Below are 16,808 nucleotides of genomic sequence, written 5' to 3'. Positions count from 1 at the left end.
TCTTTAACATTTTAACAAAAGACACTAAAAGACAAAATTCGGGTGGCAGCTAAGAAATTAAATAAGGAAAAGAAAGATAAAAAAGGAGGTTAGTGAAGACTGGGCGAGTCTTAGATTCTGGCGAATGGATTTTAACGCGATCGACATCTGGTTTTCCACCGAACGCTTTGAAATGCCCAAACGCTTAGCGATTTCCTCGTTGCTGGCGGCTTCCATTCTGCTCAGCCTGAAAATCTGTTGACATCTCGGGGATAGTTCGGTCAACGACTTTTCAATAATAAATTGGGTTTGGTCCAAGCTGTGTTGCGTTTCAACCTCGGATACCGTGGGCAACTCCAGAGCCTCCATCGCCTGAAGGTGGGTGGTCTTAAGTTTGTTATCACGCAAATACTTAAAACAACCATAGGTGACGGACCTAAAAATATAGGCCTCGAAATTTTTGATGGTATTCTCCTCCCTTTTTTGCCACAGATTCACCCAAATTTCCTGCACAACGTCCTTGGCGGCATTCTCATCGAGCACTATGGATTTGGCACGGGTAAACATAGGCTCCCAAAAAAGTTCAAACAGCTTTTTAAAAGCTTTTTTATTGCCCTTTTTGAGTTCCGCTAAGAGTAGTTTGTTAGTTTTTGGCTTCGCAGCTGACATTTCAATCTAATGCTTGATTAAATGAAATTTTGATAGGATAAATGTATAAAAAATGTCATTGTCATCGAAAAACGACAAATATCCTAACAGATTGATAAGAATAATTTAATATGAGTTTTGAGAAGATGAAATAATCAGATTTAGCCTTCTTCAAACATGTTTTTTTATCAAAACAAATTAGCAATTGTTTTGGGTTGATGGCTTATATAATGCGGGTTTGTGCCATTTATCCACTATATTTAATCCAGAGAAAATTGGTTTACCGACCCCATGGATAAAAATGACCTTTCATTTTATGATACCTCAAAATATAAGCTCGTCCTGAGCGTGGTCACATGCATTTTTTTCTATGGCTTTATCATATTTTTCCTACCATTTGGGGTCGATAATTACAATCCAAATCATGAATACACCAGCGAGTTCTTGTTGGAAATGTTCTATTTTTTTATCCCGCTCTTTCTTTTTTTACTGGGGAATGAATTCGGCCTGCGCCCTTTGTTTTTTAAACAGGCCACAATTAAAAAAGTGATCGGTTGGAGCATTTGGACTATGGTACTTTTAGCATCGGTGATGTTCTTTACCTATAACTATCTGGGCAATTGGCACGACTTCCTTTTGAAAAGCTATTTCGGATTTCTACGGGATGTTTCCGTGGTATTGCTATTTCCCATAGTCGGCACATTTTTCTTTTTTCGATATCGTTCATTACAAAATCAAATGGAACATATCCTGACCAATAAGGAGGACTATGTGGATGCGGGACAATTGATCGAGTTTAAGGGTGTGGGAAGCAAGGATCAGATAACCCTTTCCGCTTCCAGTTTTCTCTATGGCAAGGCGCAGGACAATTATGTCGAGCTTATATACTTGGAGCAAGATCAGTTGAAGAAATTTTTGATGCGTTCGCCTTTGGGGAATTTGGTCTCTTCCATCAACAACACGGCCATTGTAAGGAGTCATCGTTCCTATATGGTGAACTTGTTGCATGTGAAATCCATAAAAGGCGGAAACCAGGATCTGATGCTCTATCTGGATCCCTTCGATGCAGCTGTCCCCGTTTCAAAATCCTTCAAAAGTACGGTACTTGAAAACCTCCGCAGCCTTAAAAATTTTGGCTGACACATCATTTCGCCACAAATAGGAAAATTTCACCACAATACCCTTCCAGAGCAGTAACAAAAGGACTTCTGCGGCACTCTTCTGTGGTGTATAGCAAAAATTGTTAACCTAAAAATCAATCAAAATGAAAACAAGATTGCGATTAAACAGAAGAGGTATTGGACTACTAAGTCTTTGTATGGTGATAAGCGTTTCAACCATTCAAGCCCAAACAGAAAGCACCAAAAAAATGCTCCAGAGTTTTGTGGACAGTTACCAAACCGACCACATGGCCCATACGGTGACCTTCGGAGTAAAAGTAGGTGAGGATTGGTGGCATGTACGCTCCCAACGAAAACAGGAAGGTTATGCCGTAGGTAAAAAGAAGCAGTATACGTTTCATAATTTTGGTCCACATGGGGTCAGCTTGCACCAGGGCAAACCCGGTGAACCGACTTGGTACTTCCATTTTGCCAACAAAGAGGTGCTGAACAACATCCATTCCAAAAAATGGACAGCTTCCACAGCCTCCGCCAAATCCTTTGGCTCGGATGTGGTAGGACTGAACATCCGGGATATGGAAGGCCATCAAAGTGGTATTGAAGAAGATGCCCTTGCCTATGAGGTCATGGAGCATTTTTGGAAAAGGGATGCCGTGGAAATCACCTATTTTACCCGGGATGCTTCGTTACCGACCCATGGCGTGGATCATGTGGGACTCTACACTATGAAGGACAAGCGCATTGGTTGGTTCAGTATTGGTCCGGAACAGGCGGCCAACACAGAAAGAGGGCTGGATAAAGGCCAGGTGCCCAATCTCTTCATTATTACCAAAGGTAAGGGCCGTGCCGAATTGGGTGATGGCATGGTAGAGCTAAAACCGGGGATGAGTGTTTTTATAGCGCCCTATGTAAAGCACGTGATCTACAACCCTTATGACGAACCCATGGAAGGTATTTTGGTGCTCTTTGGGGATAATATCGATTATGCCCGTGGCAAATCCTATATGGATATGTTGGAAGATCAACATAAATTCTACGGAGCCTATGATACAAGTTTGGAGCGCTAGCGTTCCAATGATTGGTGATTAAAAAAGCCCCATCATGGGGCTTTTTTTTGGAGTGATTAAACTGAAAATCATTCCGGATCAATTTGTTACTTGTTGAGTAATCTAATTCTGATTCGCTATCAAAGTTTCCAAACTATCAATAATAACATGATAGAAACCTTCAAATAATTTGCGCATCTCTTCCTTAGCCGCTGGGTCGGTTTCATACTCACAACCCCATGTAATTTTACAACTTCCCTCACCGGTCTTTTCAACCTTTATATTGCTAACATAGCCACTTATCGGAAAAGGACCTTCGGTAATCTTGTATTGCATTTCCATGCTTTGATCCTCCACTTCTTCCAACACTTCATGAATTGCCGCTCCGTCGGGCATATAACACGTACGGGTGGCTCCGGCTCCGTGTCCCGCTGTTTCAGAACGTTCAATAGGGGAGAATTCCTCTATTCCCCTAAAGGATGATAATTTCTCCCAAGCTTTTTCTGCTGATACATTGATTGATTTGGATACGATTACTTCTTCCATGATGAATTCTTTTATTTGGTTTATGATCCAAAGGTAGAAGAGGTGTTCCGCGGGATAAAAAATAGCGTTCAGCTATGCTGTTATTGAATAAAGGAAAGTTGCTCGTCAATAAATTGATGCAGCTCTGACTTACTGCGAAGTTTAAAAAGGATGCTCAGGCTAAAAATGATGCCCAACAGAAACTCGGCATAAGAATCCAGCTTTTCGGGATATTTGATCTGCCCCAGGTCAACCGCCTTTTCCAACACCACCCGATAACTCCTTTTTAAAGCGCTCAAGTAGCTTTCGTACCGTTGTACCACGCCCTCGTTTTCATTGCGCAGCTCCACGACCGTATTCACCATAAGACAACTGCGTGGAAAGGTCTTGTCCTCCAATGCATTGATCAATTGGTAAAAGAAATCCCGAAGTGACCCCAGGCCCTCGGTGGTCTCCCGAAGGCGTTTCAGGAAAGGGTCAGAATAGTTGGAGGTATAATAATCCAGGGAATCCAAGAACAGTTCATCCTTGGAATATTTGTTGTACAGTATGGTCTGGCTCACACTTAGGTATTCCGAAAGCTCCTTTACCGAAACCCCTTTAAAGCCTTTGAGCCAAAAGATTTCTTGGGCTTTTTCTACCAATTCTTCGTACGATTCTTTGAGTATTTTGGGCATTTAGGCTACAATTAAATTTATTCCATTGGTGATGTACCGGTCCCGCTCCGTTTCGGTATGAATCAGGCAAAAGCTCATGGCCGTAATGTACAAACCGAGCAGGTGCCTGGCCTTAAATTCCGATTTACTTGCACCCACTCCATTTTCATGCAATAGGTTCACAAAGCGGGAATAAATTTCCATCAGATAATTGTCCACACTTGTTTTCACGCGCACATCCGTATCGGCCAGTTCGGTACCAATATGAATAAAATAACAGCCGGGTATGGGTCTGTTTTTTTGGAGAAACGATAGATAGAAATCTTTTAAAACAGCCTCCAGATTACCTTTGGCATCCAACAAAGCATGGTTTTCATCACAATAACGGGCCCTATAAAGATTTAAAGAGTGGTACAATATGCCCTGCTTGTTCTCGAATTCGTGGTAGAGTGAAAAACGGTTGACCCCGGTTTCATCCACTAATTCACTTATGGGGCATCCGTTAAAGCCATTTTGCCAAAAAAGCACCATCGCCTTCTCCAAAACCTTGTTCACATTGTATTCTTTGTACCTCATGCCTGTTTTAAAGTTACCAAAAACCCCTGCCAATAAAAAAATCGCGTTCAGAAATCGAATTTAGAACGGCTTTTATCTGTCATTCCGCACTTGATGCGGAATCCAAATACGAATAATTTTATGGATTCCTACGAAAGCAGGAATGACATAACCACCATCCTAAACAAATGGATCAGTTGATCCCCTATATTTGAATAGCCAACCCATATTCGATTATGTTACCACGATTAAAAACTACTTCGACCTTATGTGTTTTGCTGTTGATATTCGCATGCCAAAACAAATCCAAGGACAAGGAAACGGAATCCGTCTCCACTTTTGAAAAACCCAATATTTTATGGTTGGTGGTCGAGGACATGGGCCCATACATTCCCTCCTTTGGCGATTCAACCGTGGTTACACCCAACCTTAGTAAATTGGCCTCTGAAGGTGTTCGCTATACCCATATGTTTTCTCCCTCCGGGGTCTGTGCCCCGAGCCGGGCGGCCATTGCCACAGGGATGTACCCGACCAGCATTGGCGCCAGTCATATGCGCACCCATTCGTATACTGATGTTACCGGATTGCCCCCCTACGAAGCTGTTCCGCCACCCCAGGTAAGGATGTTCAGTGAACTACTGCGAAAAGAGGGCTACTATTGCACCAACAATTCCAAAAATGATTACCAATTTAAGGCTCCAGTGACCGCATGGGACCAAAATGGGAAGGACGGCCACTGGCGCAACCGTGAACCAGGGCAACCCTTCTTTTCCATTTTTAATTTTGGGGTGACGCATGAATCAGGGTTATTTGAACCCTATAAAAAGGAAGCTGTCATTCCGAAGGATACCCAATTTCCCATTCCACCGTATTTACCGGATACCGAAGTGGTGCGCAATGACCTGTGGAAAATGTACAACAACATCGCCTTGATGGACCGTCAAGTTGGGGAGATTTTGGAACAATTGGAAGCCGATGGACTTATGGACAGCACCATCATCTTTTTCTATGCCGATCATGGTGGCCCCTTACCACGCCAAAAACGATTGGTTTACGATTCTGGACTCAACGTCCCCATGATTGTTCGATATCCCGATAAATCAAAAGCTGGTACCATCAACAACCAGCTTGTAAGCTTCATAGATTTTGCACCGACCGTGCTCACCTTGGCCGGACAGACGCCTCCCGGCCATCTGCAGGGCCAAGCTTTTGTAGGGGACCATGAACCCAGACAATACATCCATGGAGCGGCAGACCGCTTTGATGGCGTTACCGATGCTATCCGAGCGGTGCGCGACCAGCGTTTTAAATATGTGAGAAACTATCGGCCGGAACAGGGCCGCTATTTGCCCAATAAGTATCGAGAGCGTATCCCCACTATGCAAGAACTTTTGCGCATGCGAGACCAAGGGCAGCTCAACGAAACGCAGATGCTGTGGTTTAGTGAAAGCAAGCCCAATGAAGAACTGTACGATTGCCTAAACGACCCGCACGAGGTCAATGACCTTGCCCAAAACCCGGAATATGCCCAAAAATTGCAGGAATTGAGCACGGAAATGGACCGTTGGCTGGCAGAGATTGGCGATCAACCCAACTTGCCGGAGCGCGAACTCATAGACCAGCTTTGGCAGGGAGCCCAAGAGCAACCAGCAACAGCTAAACCTGCGCTGATTCAGGTGAATAATGAGATTACCATGGAATGCAAGACCGAAGGTGCCTCCATCGGCTACCGAATCATGGGGAATGACTCAATTAGTGCCTCTTGGAAAGTTTATACAGTACCCTTTAAAGTGGATAAAGGCGCCCAATTGGAACTCATGGCCCATAGAATAGGGTTTAAGCCTAGTGAAGTCATTCAGTTTCAGGTGTCTTTTTAGTTAAGACATCAACTTAATCAAATAAACAAGTTATCCCTTATTTAACTAATCCAACTAAGGAGTTTACTCATTCTTACTTTTCAATTACTAATCTAATTGTAGATTAGAATCAAAATTTTCGAAAAATGAAACTTAGCACTTTCTTTATGTTACTTTTTTCATTAACTGTTATAGGCCAAAAGAAGAATAAAGGACTGTATTTGACCAAGGATAGTGACACTCTATTTTGGAAAGAAATTCAAGTGGAAAAAATAAAAGAATTCAATCTTCCAGAACTAGATAAAAAATCAGATTTCGTTTTTAGAAAATGGAACCCTGGGAGTGTTCTTGAGATAAGGAAAAAGAAAGACTCCCTAGTTGGGAAAATAATTTATTTCGTATTTGAAGTTTGGGAAGAGAACTATAAAGCAGACAAGTTTGTTAAGGAATATGAATTACCGCAAGAAACCTCAGAGCTTCTACACGAATACATAACTACGAGTGGATTTGATACTATTCCCAGTGAAAAATATATCGATGGGTGGAGTACAGGATTTGATGGAATCACGCATATTTATGAATTAAAAAGGGATTCAACTTATTCTTTTAAAAATTACTGGACTCCGAAAATTCAAAATGGAATAAAAGAAGCAGAATTCATCATTGAGTTTGACAAAAGGATTGGAGAAATTGGAAATCTGGAAAAGTACGGAAAGGACTTTTCTGATAAAGTCCCGTTCATAACGTATATGTATTCTGGCGCTGCTTATGCGATTACAAAAGCTCCTACCAAAAAAGAATATCGGAAGTACAAGCGTGAGCGGAAAAACAGAATAATAAAAAACAAGAGATAATATTGGCAACAATCTAAAAATGAATAAATTAACCATCGTGCTATTCTGTTTTATTTCAATTTGTTGCTACGGACAAAATGAAAAAAATGAACTCATAAAGTTTAATGGACTTTACGAAACGAAATGTGAGTATGAGGAAGATGACGATGAAGGAACTCAAGGCTACTTGAGGTTTTACCCTAGTGGAGAAGTAATTAGCGCTTCTACTGAATGTGAAGGGACAGCCTTTGACTTAAAGGATTGGTTTAACCTAGAAATGGAATATCTAAATGTTGGGTATTTCGAACTGGATGGAAAAAGAATCAGATTTTCAACTACTAGCAAAAATGGAACAATCCACTACTATGGTAGAATTGACAAAAATGGCAACTTAAAATTAAATTCTAAAAGTCTGATAAATGGATATGAGAGTCGAGAAGAATATTCATTTGTTAAGGTAATCGGACTGAAATAAAAAACTGTATTTAACAATAGCTATAATTCACCTTTCCTTCTGAATAAAATTGAAAACCCTAACTTTAAATGACGGCTGGATTCCGAACTTGGAAATCATGGCCAAGCCCGTAAGCTCCAATTTCAAGGCCGTCTTATCGTACAGATAAACATCGCCATCAATTAAATTGATTTTTATGGAAGTAACAGCGGAAAAAAATGAAAAGCTTGCCAATATGATATTTGGGTCCATTTATCCACTTTACCTGAATAGATTGGAGAAAAATGGCAGAACCAAAGAAGAGCTCGACCAAGTGCTTGAATGGTTCACTGGTTTTGATCAAAATGCCTTACAAACACTTATTGATGAAAAGGCAACGTATAGAACATTTTTTCAAAAAGCTAAAATCCATCCAAACGCGCATATGATTAAAGGAGTTGTTTGCGGGTATCGCATTGAAGAAATAGCGGATGAATTTGAACTATACAGACAATGTAGGCAACTAGAAAAGCTGATCGATGAATTGGCAAGAGGTCGGAAAATGGAGAAAATTTTGCGTGAGGAAAAAAAGTAGAAATCGGGGCTAATAAATCCTAAAATGCATTCTGATGTAGTTTAGCTGTTACGTTGAAATAAATTTCACCTAAAATGAGAAATTGGTTTTAAAACAACTGGACAAACTAGGTCTAGACACTTCAAATTTGAAAACTGACGCGGAGTTAAATGGTCGTTTTCTTGAATATGACGAAACAGAGAATATTATTTTTCCTAAGGAACTATTAAATGGAAATGACTGGATAATCAAAGAATGGTTCTTTGAAAAGGGACAGTTAGTTCAACCTGGAGATGTGATTGGAGCTGTGGAGAATAAAACTCAAAGATTTGAATTTGAGTCCTTTGTTGGCGGAAAGTTGAATTACTTTAAAAAACCCGGTCAAAAAGTTCAAGGCGGCCAAATTTTAGCCGAAATTATCGGGTGTAAAAAAAATTAAGTGTTCAATGACCGACTTGATGATCCTACTTGTTTGGACTGCCGCACTCTTTGGAGGCGGAATTATATACTGGATGCGATTGCAAATGAAAAAACTTGGTTACACGTATCCAATGTTAGATTTCAGTTTTAGAATGATGGCGGATTTTCATGCAAGGAAAGCAATTGATAAAAAGCTAAGGAACAAATACCACAGGGCTCTTGTAATTGTGTTCTTGTTATGGCTAGCAATCGGAATTGGCTTTTGGTCGCTTTGGAATTAAAAAACGGGAAACAACATAAACCACATGGTACGTCCCAATCCTCCTCTTTCTCATATAAACTATATTTGAAGATGTATGGATGTGTTTACGTCTTTTACAAATAAGTTAGGATATTGAAAAGAAAAAAATCGAACAAATGACATACAGTAGTGCTCCACAAACATTTATTTTCAAAAATATATTCCCAATTATAATGTTGGGTGGCGGGATAATTGGATTTTTCACACTAAAAAATAGTGGAGATGAATTAGCATCAAATTTTGCAAATGCATTTGGAATTGCATTGGTCTGGATTTCAATTTTTCTAATTCAAATGCCATTCAGATTAAAGAAAGTTGACGTTGATGAAAATGGTTTGAAAATAAAATCTGCAAGCGATGAAAAAATAATTCCATTCAGAACCATAAAATCTGTGTCAAAATTCGATTTGTCGAACCCTTGGATGATAACGGTCAAATATTTGGACTCCAATAAAATCGAAAAATTTCATACATGCCAAATTCAAAATACCAAAGATTTATGAAAGAGGATGAAATGACAGAATACCTAACCAAAAAAGCAAGGTCAGAGAATCCAAATTTTGAAGAATCAAGCACTAAGAAAAATCTATTGATATTGTTTTTGGCAGGACTTCCATTTTTTATCGGAATGATTTATTTTATTTCAAAAGCAGGTTTCAATAATTTGTATTAAAGAGAAAACGCTAAGCCTAACAATGTGTATGACGTTCATCGCGGGGAATAGTAGGCAAAGCCGCATACGCGAGACCGTTAGGTACAATCTTAAACCAATGAAATTCCCTTTACTTTACTTTATGTTTTTGATATTCGGGACTTGCTTTGGGCAGAACTCTAAAGTGGATTTGAAAACTTATTTTTCAGAATCTGAAATTAAGGACCTGAATCTGATTACGGACTTCTTCCAAACCGAATTTTGTGGAACCAAGGACTGGACAAAATTTGGGAGTTGCATAACTAAGGCACTTCCAAAACTTAATGACTGGGAATATAAATATCTTGGAGAAAAAATAAGTTGGAGAAAACAGAAAAGATTGTACTCTAAAATCTCGGATTCTACATTTAACAAAATATGGACGATTTCCAATTCAACTTTTCTGGTAAGTAAACCCAAATATGAATACAAATCGATTGTCTTTAGCTACAATCCAATTGTGATAGGCTTCATAAAGGAGTTAGGTAAATCAAACAAATTCTTGGAATATTATGCAGAAAAACTGGAAGCAATTGGAGGATTTACTAATATCAATTTAATTACAGAAAGTTTAGCGGAACATCCTCAAGAATGGGACTTGAAAGATAGAAATATTCAAATATTTCTTGCCATTCATTATTTGACCCAGAACGACATGCTAAAGAGGGACAGAAAAGTTGGGCGTTTGGAAAAGCGCCATATGCGGAGTTTGAATAAAGAGCAAAAAAAGACTGTTCCTAACAAGGGCTAAAATTCACTGCGATTACCCCTTTTACCCTTCGCCCTTACACCAAACCTTACAGCTTATACTGCTTATATGCTATATTTGATGATATAGCGATTGTTTTCACTTCAATATAGACAAGACCACGGACGAAAAACTAGAAACCATTCAATCCCAAATGAGCAAGGAAGAGAAATCAAAAAAAGGAAAAGTAATTGGAACAATTGTAGGAATCGTTGCTTTTGCCATATCCTATTATGGAGTCCAACAACTCTTTAAAAAGGACTTTGAAACTGAACTAAAAAAGGCGGCAGTGGAATTGAACCAACAAACACCCATGCAAATTGACCAGTTCACAAGATTGGACAGTGCCGGGACCAAAGGAAAAACCAATTTCACCTATTACTATACCCTAGTGGAAATGGAAAAGTCCGAGGTAAACTTAGATACGGTAAACAAGTACATTAGACCCGATATCATAGAAAATGTCAAAAAAAATCCTGACCTAAAGATCTTTCGGGATAATGGTGTAACTATGGACTATAAATATTTTGATAAAAAGGGAGAATTCGCCTTGGAGATTTCCGTTACACCAGAGCTTTATAGAAAGTAAAAAGCCAGATTGTGACAAGAACTAAAAATTCATAGCTGTTTTCTCGCTAGCTCAAACCTGTAAACTGTCAATACCGCTACAAACCATTATCAACACCGTTATAAAAATTATGAAAAAAACTCAGAAATACTTCTTTCTACTTATCTGTCTCTTAGGTGCGTTTGAACAAATTTGCGCACAAGACATTTATGATAAAATGTCTAAAAAATTATGTAAATGTCTTGAAAAAGAACAGGTAAAAGATCCTTCAGGAATGGGATTTTGCTTTGAAAAGTTACTTGTGGACAATCTTGAAGAGCTAAAGGATTTATATAATGCCCAAACAATGTCCGACATGAATATGGAAGAAATTGGAAACAAGATTGGGGCAAAAATGATAAAGGAATGTGACTACGTTATTGATAACTTTCCAAGTGGGATTGTTGGCAGCCAAGAACAAGTGGCAAAACAACAAAATTTAAACTGTGATGACTTGAAGAATGGGGATTTCTTTTATTTAAATAAAAGGCCTGAGACTGGAATTATTGATACGACTTTTGTGACCATCTCTAATAACATGTATCTTGAAAGAATGAAAAACGGCCGGACTTATTCGCTGTTGAATATAAAATGGAAAGAGGATTGTAAATTTAGTTTAGAGTTTAAGGAGAGTAATGATTCGCTAAAAAGAGAGGTCAGTGCTCCAGGAGATATCTATGAATATGAAATTCTAACCAACGGAGAAAAGTCTTTTTTCTTGAATGTCTTTTGGAGAAAAAGAACCCATCAATTTGAGCTCTTCAAACTTAAATAAGGTTTTGCAACAATGACCATTACCCATTTTGCTTTAGCATCACCCCAAAACCTCCACTTCCTCATATAAACTATATTTGAAAGTATAAGGATGTATTTTAAAGTTTTACCCAATTATTAAAAATGAATGAGCTTAAAATAGATTGGAACCAGAGAAGACCTACGGCACAAGAAATCACTGATCTCTGGAAAACTATAAAATTTATACCATTAAATAATTGGTCAGAAGCTGCTCTAAAGCTTAAATCAAAATTGAATGAAACTCATTCCAATGGAGGAGCGCAATTTCACAAGTTCAAAGTGGAAAGCAACCTACATTTTGACTGGTTTTCGTCAAGAAATAGATTAGATGAAATTAAGTTTGTCAGAAAGGCTATTAGACACGACGATTTAAATGAATATCGAATAAATCTTAAAATAAAAGAGAATAAACCAAAGGTTGAGTTGGTGAATTATTGGACTGACATCTATGATGTTCCTTCAATTTTAGCTCGAACATTAGCTGTTGGAGGTGCTTATAAAAGTATCAATCCCCAGGAAGCTTGGAAAATTGGAGTTGATTTTGTGGAGAATGAATTCGAAAATCGTTTTGATGAATTTAATTGTTTCCAATTTGTGGTGAAATCGGCAGAATGGTTTTTCGATATCGCTTGGGACTTCTCTATTGCTATTTTTGATGTAAGAAAAAATGAGCTTTATCTTATCGATATTACGGATACCGACTAAAAAAGCAGCTCACAACCACGGCTAAAACCTTCTATTTGGAAATATAAAGATGTATTTTACATCCATAGAAGCAAGTCATACACAATTTTAATCAATCAATGAAAAAACTAATTTTTGCTTTCCTACTTATTTCATCGCTTGGATTTTCTCAAGAAAAATCCATTGAAGTATTGGTCAAGGACACGATAATGCTGAAGCCATTATCATTTGAATATGCAATTTCTGGCGATACTGATTTTGATTTCGGCCAGGATAACAACAAAAAACGGACTGAAACAATAAAGCAGTCCAATAAAAAGGTTTTGGAATTTCTAGAAAGCACTGGTCTAAGGTTTGAAGAAAATCAATTCAATGTGGTTTATGCGGCATTAGCAGGAAATGTACCTAAAAGTTACATGGTGTTTGTGCCAAGCCTAGAAGAGAAACAGGAATTTCTGCAAAACCTTGAACTAACAGAGGGAATAGAATATAATTTGGCTCGAACAAACTATGAGCAAAATGAATCGACCGAGGAAAGAATTTATAAAAAGTTGCTTGAAAAGGCCGATAAGAGAGCTGAACTGCTTGAGAGAACGAAAAGCTTGAAAATTGTGGATCTAATCGAAATTTCCGAAACAAAAGCTTCTGAGACGGTTTTCTCCAGTTTTATGGAAAAACTATTGTCCCGTGGTGATGCTGTCCTTGATGTTACTACAACTTTTATATCGGATGAAGGCGTTTTAAGAAAGAGTATTAGTGTAAAATATCGGGTGGAGTAAAACTGACAGGAACAACCACAATCCATTCCAACTTTCTTCCTAACTTCAAACCGATAAACCACCAACCTCACAACGAAATTATAGCCGAGAACGTTAGCACATTAAAATGAAAGAGCAAAACACTGATATAGAGGTCTTGATTTCGGCTTTCGCCTACTCATTTGCCTCAATGAATGAAACTTTCTTTCTGAGAAAGAGGGATTTGAAGGTGATTGGAGTGCACATTTTTGACCACTCATTGGTTTCGGAATGCAAATCTGATTATAACTCGGGATTATCCAAAGATCAAGAAAGAGATGTAAAAGAGGCGATTATAGCAAAAGAAAAAAATTACGACACGCATATTTCCATTCCAAGATTGACGAAAGAACAACGATTTGAAATTATGTCTGACTTTATTGATTCAAATAGAGATTTCAAAGAAGAACTTAACAGGAACTACGAATCCTTGGTTGACTCTACCGAGAACTATGGGATTGAATTCTATAAAAAAGGAATAAAGGCTGGAGTTGAAATGGAATATTTAACCAATGGGCTTGAAGATGAAAATCTCAAAACTAAATGGACAAAATTTTATAGAAATAAGATAAGAACCATTGCACTTGAATGGTTTGAAAAAGAAAAAAACGTGCTACAACAAAGGCAATAATTTATACCTAATTTTCTCCCTAACTTCAAACCGATAAACCGTCAACGCCGTGACAAATGATAGCAATGGCGCCCTACACAATATAAATCACTGGAATGCTTAAAAAAATCATCACACTTTTTATTTTAATCTGTTGCCTTACTGTCGGACATTCTCAATCTGGAAAAATAAAAATCAAATCGGACAATTTAGAAGAAACCAATTATCTGAAAATGGACGATTTTTATTTGACCCATTATTTATACATCGATTTGTTTTTGAGAGAGAATCTGTTTCCTGAAGCAAGCCCGAAAGATGTTTCCAAAATACTCAGAGCAATAAAAAAATATGTCTCGGTAGAAAACAAACTTACTATTGAAATCGAAAAACCGGGAGAAAGTAAGTACTTAATTAGGTTTGCCATATTTAAGAAAGATGATGGAACCGAACTGTTCATTGCTTTTACAAACTGGAATGCCAAGAAAAAATTCTTTGAAAAAGAAATCAAAATAGAGAATGATTCCTATACAAGATGGTATTTCCTTAACGGAGATAAAATGACGTACAGAAAGGACATGTCCAATCAAAATGACTATTCAAACATGACCAGATCTGACTTGGCCAATGCCTATCTCTTTGATGAACTATCAGAAAATGATACCAAAATAAAAGGGTTGATCGATGAAGTTCTCACCGATGGTGATGCGACTGTTTCTGATAATATCATGGCCAATCTGATTCTTTTGAAGAATTTCATTTTCAAAAGAGAAAATGAAAAAGTTGCCAGTCAAACTAATTACCTTACAGAACTATTTGAAAAGCATAAATCGGACCCCAGTATAAGAGGTCTGAAAGTTGCTTTTGACGCCACAAAGTTTCAAATAGAATTGATGAAATAATTACTGTGTACAAGTACAGCTATAACCCACAATGAGCACTAAAAACACAGTACTGACTATTTTCTACCACTACACCCGAGTTTTTATTTTCGGATTGAACAGGAAAAAGTTTGTGTGTGAGGCAAAAAAGGATGGCTTATTTGCGCTGAACAACTCGCGAAATTCATTTATTTCGCTTGTCTTTACCTTATTTTCTTGCGGACTGTTTTTTAGCGGGTTTATTGAAAGTTATATCAACGGAACCGAAATTTCGCCGGGATTTATCCTTATCTTTTTTGTTGTTCATCCTATTGTGGCGCTAATAGGATTGCGACAATTCCTATGGTTGCTTAGGGGACGACAAGAATTGCGGATAGACAATGGTAAAATGACATTGACCAAGCGGGGAACCTTCCTAACAAAAGCAAAAGTTTTTGAGTTGGCACAGGTAGTGAACCTCCGAAGTGCCGTGGACGAAACTTCCTTATCGCTTTTCGACAAAATCTTGCTGAATGGAGCGCTTTACAGAAAGCTATTGTTTAGCCATATAATGGGTGAAATTCTATTCGATTATAAAGGAAAAAAGGTCAAATTATTTAACGAATTGACTGACGCTCAAAAATCTGAACTGATAACTGAAATCAACAAGCTAAAAGAAACTTACGCATAACCCTGGCAAAACACATTTTGGTCTAGCACCACCCTTTTACCCTTCACCTTAATACCAAATAGTACAGATATCCCTTACAAGTTTTGGCGTTTATACGCTATATTTGAAGGTGTAGGGATGTATTTTACATCTCTATAAACAAGTTGTGTGTAATTGTTTAAACCTGGTGATATCAACAGAAATTAAAGAATGCTGAAAGGATTAGGAGATTTTTTTGAAAAATTAATATTTAAAATAATAGATTATTTTCTTCGCAAGAAAACTCTAAATTTCATTCTATACTCTTTAATTATAATCACGCTTGGAGAGGCAACGGCTTGGGCAAGTAACAAGGAACTAACTGAATTAATAGCTGAATTAAAGATTGAATTTCCAAATGGCTTTTGGTATTATTTGTTAAGATTCTGCGAGGTATTTCTAATACAAGGTGGAAAACTAGTGCTTACACTTTCCATTATTTTCACAATAATGATTTGGTTTTTAAAGAAATCTGAAATTTCCAAAGCTCACAGTGGCCAAAAAATGAAATTAATTAATGAAGGACTTGAACAAAAACTACAGTTGGCTAATGAATCTATAGTGCAATCGAAAACTCAAGCAGAATTGCAAGAACAAAAGCAACTTGAGTATAGAAAACTTTTGAATAAAATCAATTATACTCTTAAAGAAAAGAACATATCAAAAGCGGATATACTCTTAAAATTTGATAAAAAATTTCGCATTATTGTTCTACAAAAAAATCTAGAAGACACAAACTATTACTATATAAAAGAACAATTTTATCCACACGTTGGGGCAAAGAACATTGGTGGCGGAGTTTGTATTATACCACCAAATAAAATTGACCAAAAATTATCGGACAAAGAAATTTTAAAATGGTTTGAAAATGAATTAAACAAATTTATTCCAGATAATTATCAATATAATTTTGCCATAATTTCTGTTGTAGACCTTAATAGTACAATAACTCTTAACAACGAAATGCATCCACTAAGTAGATACAAATCGACATACCTTGATGCGATTGATATTGATGATATTCTATCGTTTAGAGAAATCGAAAGTTATTTATACACAGAAAAAAATATTTCTTCTAAAGAAATAATTGATTTGCCAAGCTTAAGCTTTTTGCTGGATAATGAAAAAACTAATCTTACTAGTATAAATAAGATAAACGATTCCAACAAGGAAATAGTAGAAGCACTAAAAGTCAAGCTCGGAATCAATAGTTTGACAACAATGGATTTTGCTCATATTGAATTAAATGACCTAATAGAAGTGCTGGATGATTATATTTCAGATTCAGATGTTGTAGCTGAAAGCATCGTAGAGAACGCCAAGTTTTGGAAAGACTATTTTGATAATTCAGTATAAATTCCCT

At 37.5% G+C, this 16,808-nt stretch carries 22 protein-coding genes; 18 read left to right on the top strand and 4 right to left on the bottom strand.

Going from position 1 to position 16,808, the window contains the following annotated elements; genetic code table 11:
• Positions 1 to 57: 57 nt before the first annotated feature.
• Complete coding sequence (locus ACULLH_RS00345; protein WP_454086731.1) at positions 58 to 648, bottom strand: sigma-70 family RNA polymerase sigma factor; 591 nt, start codon at positions 646 to 648, stop codon at positions 58 to 60.
• 270 nt (positions 649 to 918) lie between these two features.
• Here ACULLH_RS00345 and ACULLH_RS00340 point away from each other — a divergent pair, with 270 nt between their 5' ends.
• Both ACULLH_RS00340 and ACULLH_RS00335 read left to right on the top strand, forming a co-directional pair.
• Entirely contained in the window at positions 919 to 1,767 is an 849-nt protein-coding gene (locus ACULLH_RS00340; protein WP_454086730.1) for a LytTR family transcriptional regulator DNA-binding domain-containing protein, read from the top strand.
• Between the two features lie 124 nt (positions 1,768 to 1,891).
• Complete coding sequence (locus tag ACULLH_RS00335) at positions 1,892 to 2,815, top strand: cupin domain-containing protein (RefSeq protein WP_454086729.1); 924 nt, start codon at positions 1,892 to 1,894, stop codon at positions 2,813 to 2,815.
• A gap of 102 nt (positions 2,816 to 2,917) precedes the next feature.
• On the opposite strand, the gene ACULLH_RS00330 is transcribed toward ACULLH_RS00335, so the two are convergent.
• From ACULLH_RS00330 to ACULLH_RS00320, 3 genes are all read right to left on the bottom strand, one after another.
• Positions 2,918 to 3,340: an SRPBCC family protein gene (locus ACULLH_RS00330; RefSeq protein WP_454086728.1), complete on the bottom strand. Its 423-nt coding sequence runs from the start codon at positions 3,338 to 3,340 to the stop codon at positions 2,918 to 2,920.
• An 80-nt stretch (positions 3,341 to 3,420) separates the two neighbouring features.
• Entirely contained in the window at positions 3,421 to 3,996 is a 576-nt protein-coding gene (locus tag ACULLH_RS00325) for a TetR/AcrR family transcriptional regulator (RefSeq protein WP_454086727.1), read from the bottom strand.
• Entirely contained in the window at positions 3,997 to 4,551 is a 555-nt protein-coding gene (locus ACULLH_RS00320; protein WP_454086726.1) for a TetR/AcrR family transcriptional regulator, read from the bottom strand.
• 215 nt (positions 4,552 to 4,766) lie between these two features.
• On the opposite strand from ACULLH_RS00320, the gene ACULLH_RS00315 reads away from it, so the two are divergent.
• The 16 genes from ACULLH_RS00315 (at position 4,767) to ACULLH_RS00240 (ending at position 16,801) form a co-directional block, all read left to right on the top strand.
• On the top strand, positions 4,767 to 6,407 hold the full coding sequence (locus ACULLH_RS00315) for a sulfatase family protein (protein ID WP_454086725.1): 1,641 nt from the start codon (positions 4,767 to 4,769) through the stop codon (positions 6,405 to 6,407).
• Between the two features lie 125 nt (positions 6,408 to 6,532).
• Complete coding sequence (locus ACULLH_RS00310) at positions 6,533 to 7,240, top strand: hypothetical protein (RefSeq protein ID WP_454086724.1); 708 nt, start codon at positions 6,533 to 6,535, stop codon at positions 7,238 to 7,240.
• A 19-nt stretch (positions 7,241 to 7,259) separates the two neighbouring features.
• Complete coding sequence (locus ACULLH_RS00305; protein WP_454086723.1) at positions 7,260 to 7,694, top strand: hypothetical protein; 435 nt, start codon at positions 7,260 to 7,262, stop codon at positions 7,692 to 7,694.
• Positions 7,695 to 7,869: 175 nt separating this feature from the next.
• Entirely contained in the window at positions 7,870 to 8,247 is a 378-nt protein-coding gene (locus tag ACULLH_RS00300; protein ID WP_454086722.1) for a DUF2200 domain-containing protein, read from the top strand.
• A gap of 127 nt (positions 8,248 to 8,374) precedes the next feature.
• Positions 8,375 to 8,665: a biotin/lipoyl-containing protein gene (locus ACULLH_RS00295; RefSeq protein ID WP_454086721.1), complete on the top strand. Its 291-nt coding sequence runs from the start codon at positions 8,375 to 8,377 to the stop codon at positions 8,663 to 8,665.
• A 398-nt stretch (positions 8,666 to 9,063) separates the two neighbouring features.
• The gene (locus tag ACULLH_RS00290; protein ID WP_454086720.1) at positions 9,064 to 9,450 is read left to right on the top strand and encodes a hypothetical protein; all 387 of its coding nucleotides are present in this window, start codon (positions 9,064 to 9,066) and stop codon (positions 9,448 to 9,450) included.
• A complete protein-coding gene (locus ACULLH_RS00285; protein ID WP_454086719.1) occupies positions 9,447 to 9,620 on the top strand; it encodes a hypothetical protein in 174 nt (57 codons plus the stop codon). Before ACULLH_RS00290 ends, ACULLH_RS00285 begins: the two co-directional genes overlap by 4 nt.
• Positions 9,621 to 9,717: 97 nt before the next feature.
• A complete protein-coding gene (locus ACULLH_RS00280; protein ID WP_454086718.1) occupies positions 9,718 to 10,389 on the top strand; it encodes a hypothetical protein in 672 nt (223 codons plus the stop codon).
• 151 nt (positions 10,390 to 10,540) lie between these two features.
• The gene (locus ACULLH_RS00275) at positions 10,541 to 10,975 is read left to right on the top strand and encodes a hypothetical protein (protein ID WP_454086717.1); all 435 of its coding nucleotides are present in this window, start codon (positions 10,541 to 10,543) and stop codon (positions 10,973 to 10,975) included.
• A 109-nt stretch (positions 10,976 to 11,084) separates the two neighbouring features.
• Complete coding sequence (locus tag ACULLH_RS00270) at positions 11,085 to 11,768, top strand: hypothetical protein (RefSeq protein WP_454086716.1); 684 nt, start codon at positions 11,085 to 11,087, stop codon at positions 11,766 to 11,768.
• Positions 11,769 to 11,890: 122 nt separating this feature from the next.
• Positions 11,891 to 12,493, top strand: coding sequence for a hypothetical protein (locus ACULLH_RS00265; protein ID WP_454086715.1), 603 nt, complete (start codon positions 11,891 to 11,893; stop codon positions 12,491 to 12,493).
• 98 nt (positions 12,494 to 12,591) lie between these two features.
• Positions 12,592 to 13,251: a hypothetical protein gene (locus ACULLH_RS00260; protein ID WP_454086714.1), complete on the top strand. Its 660-nt coding sequence runs from the start codon at positions 12,592 to 12,594 to the stop codon at positions 13,249 to 13,251.
• A 106-nt stretch (positions 13,252 to 13,357) separates the two neighbouring features.
• On the top strand, positions 13,358 to 13,900 hold the full coding sequence (locus ACULLH_RS00255; protein ID WP_454086713.1) for a hypothetical protein: 543 nt from the start codon (positions 13,358 to 13,360) through the stop codon (positions 13,898 to 13,900).
• A gap of 95 nt (positions 13,901 to 13,995) precedes the next feature.
• On the top strand, positions 13,996 to 14,778 hold the full coding sequence (locus ACULLH_RS00250) for a hypothetical protein (RefSeq protein ID WP_454086712.1): 783 nt from the start codon (positions 13,996 to 13,998) through the stop codon (positions 14,776 to 14,778).
• A 31-nt stretch (positions 14,779 to 14,809) separates the two neighbouring features.
• Positions 14,810 to 15,427: a hypothetical protein gene (locus ACULLH_RS00245; protein WP_454086711.1), complete on the top strand. Its 618-nt coding sequence runs from the start codon at positions 14,810 to 14,812 to the stop codon at positions 15,425 to 15,427.
• A 189-nt stretch (positions 15,428 to 15,616) separates the two neighbouring features.
• Positions 15,617 to 16,801: a hypothetical protein gene (locus tag ACULLH_RS00240; protein ID WP_454086710.1), complete on the top strand. Its 1,185-nt coding sequence runs from the start codon at positions 15,617 to 15,619 to the stop codon at positions 16,799 to 16,801.
• Positions 16,802 to 16,808 lie beyond the last annotated feature (7 nt).

The sequence above is a fragment of the Flagellimonas sp. 2504JD4-2 genome, assembly GCF_053642935.1.
The sequence above is the reverse complement of the archived record's forward strand: the minus strand, read 5'-3'. Positions and strand labels throughout refer to the sequence as shown.

Bases quoted from the DNA above. Each gene is read 5' to 3' on its own strand.
- ACULLH_RS00310 (WP_454086724.1), top strand. From the start codon at position 6,533: ATGAAACTTAGCACTTTCTTTATGTTACTTTTTTCATTAACTGTTATA.
- ACULLH_RS00325 (WP_454086727.1), bottom strand. From the start codon at position 3,996: ATGCCCAAAATACTCAAAGAATCGTACGAAGAATTGGTAGAAAAAGCC.
- ACULLH_RS00265 (WP_454086715.1), top strand. From the start codon at position 11,891: ATGAATGAGCTTAAAATAGATTGGAACCAGAGAAGACCTACGGCACAA.
- ACULLH_RS00320 (WP_454086726.1), bottom strand. From the start codon at position 4,551: ATGAGGTACAAAGAATACAATGTGAACAAGGTTTTGGAGAAGGCGATG.
- ACULLH_RS00315 (WP_454086725.1), top strand. From the start codon at position 4,767: ATGTTACCACGATTAAAAACTACTTCGACCTTATGTGTTTTGCTGTTG.
- ACULLH_RS00305 (WP_454086723.1), top strand. From the start codon at position 7,260: ATGAATAAATTAACCATCGTGCTATTCTGTTTTATTTCAATTTGTTGC.
- ACULLH_RS00270 (WP_454086716.1), top strand. From the start codon at position 11,085: ATGAAAAAAACTCAGAAATACTTCTTTCTACTTATCTGTCTCTTAGGT.
- ACULLH_RS00280 (WP_454086718.1), top strand. From the start codon at position 9,718: ATGAAATTCCCTTTACTTTACTTTATGTTTTTGATATTCGGGACTTGC.
- ACULLH_RS00245 (WP_454086711.1), top strand. From the start codon at position 14,810: ATGAGCACTAAAAACACAGTACTGACTATTTTCTACCACTACACCCGA.
- ACULLH_RS00260 (WP_454086714.1), top strand. From the start codon at position 12,592: ATGAAAAAACTAATTTTTGCTTTCCTACTTATTTCATCGCTTGGATTT.
- ACULLH_RS00330 (WP_454086728.1), bottom strand. From the start codon at position 3,340: ATGGAAGAAGTAATCGTATCCAAATCAATCAATGTATCAGCAGAAAAA.
- ACULLH_RS00340 (WP_454086730.1), top strand. From the start codon at position 919: ATGGATAAAAATGACCTTTCATTTTATGATACCTCAAAATATAAGCTC.
- ACULLH_RS00275 (WP_454086717.1), top strand. From the start codon at position 10,541: ATGAGCAAGGAAGAGAAATCAAAAAAAGGAAAAGTAATTGGAACAATT.
- ACULLH_RS00250 (WP_454086712.1), top strand. From the start codon at position 13,996: ATGCTTAAAAAAATCATCACACTTTTTATTTTAATCTGTTGCCTTACT.
- ACULLH_RS00290 (WP_454086720.1), top strand. From the start codon at position 9,064: ATGACATACAGTAGTGCTCCACAAACATTTATTTTCAAAAATATATTC.
- ACULLH_RS00240 (WP_454086710.1), top strand. From the start codon at position 15,617: ATGCTGAAAGGATTAGGAGATTTTTTTGAAAAATTAATATTTAAAATA.
- ACULLH_RS00300 (WP_454086722.1), top strand. From the start codon at position 7,870: ATGGAAGTAACAGCGGAAAAAAATGAAAAGCTTGCCAATATGATATTT.
- ACULLH_RS00335 (WP_454086729.1), top strand. From the start codon at position 1,892: ATGAAAACAAGATTGCGATTAAACAGAAGAGGTATTGGACTACTAAGT.
- ACULLH_RS00345 (WP_454086731.1), bottom strand. From the start codon at position 648: ATGTCAGCTGCGAAGCCAAAAACTAACAAACTACTCTTAGCGGAACTC.
- ACULLH_RS00255 (WP_454086713.1), top strand. From the start codon at position 13,358: ATGAAAGAGCAAAACACTGATATAGAGGTCTTGATTTCGGCTTTCGCC.
- ACULLH_RS00285 (WP_454086719.1), top strand. From the start codon at position 9,447: ATGAAAGAGGATGAAATGACAGAATACCTAACCAAAAAAGCAAGGTCA.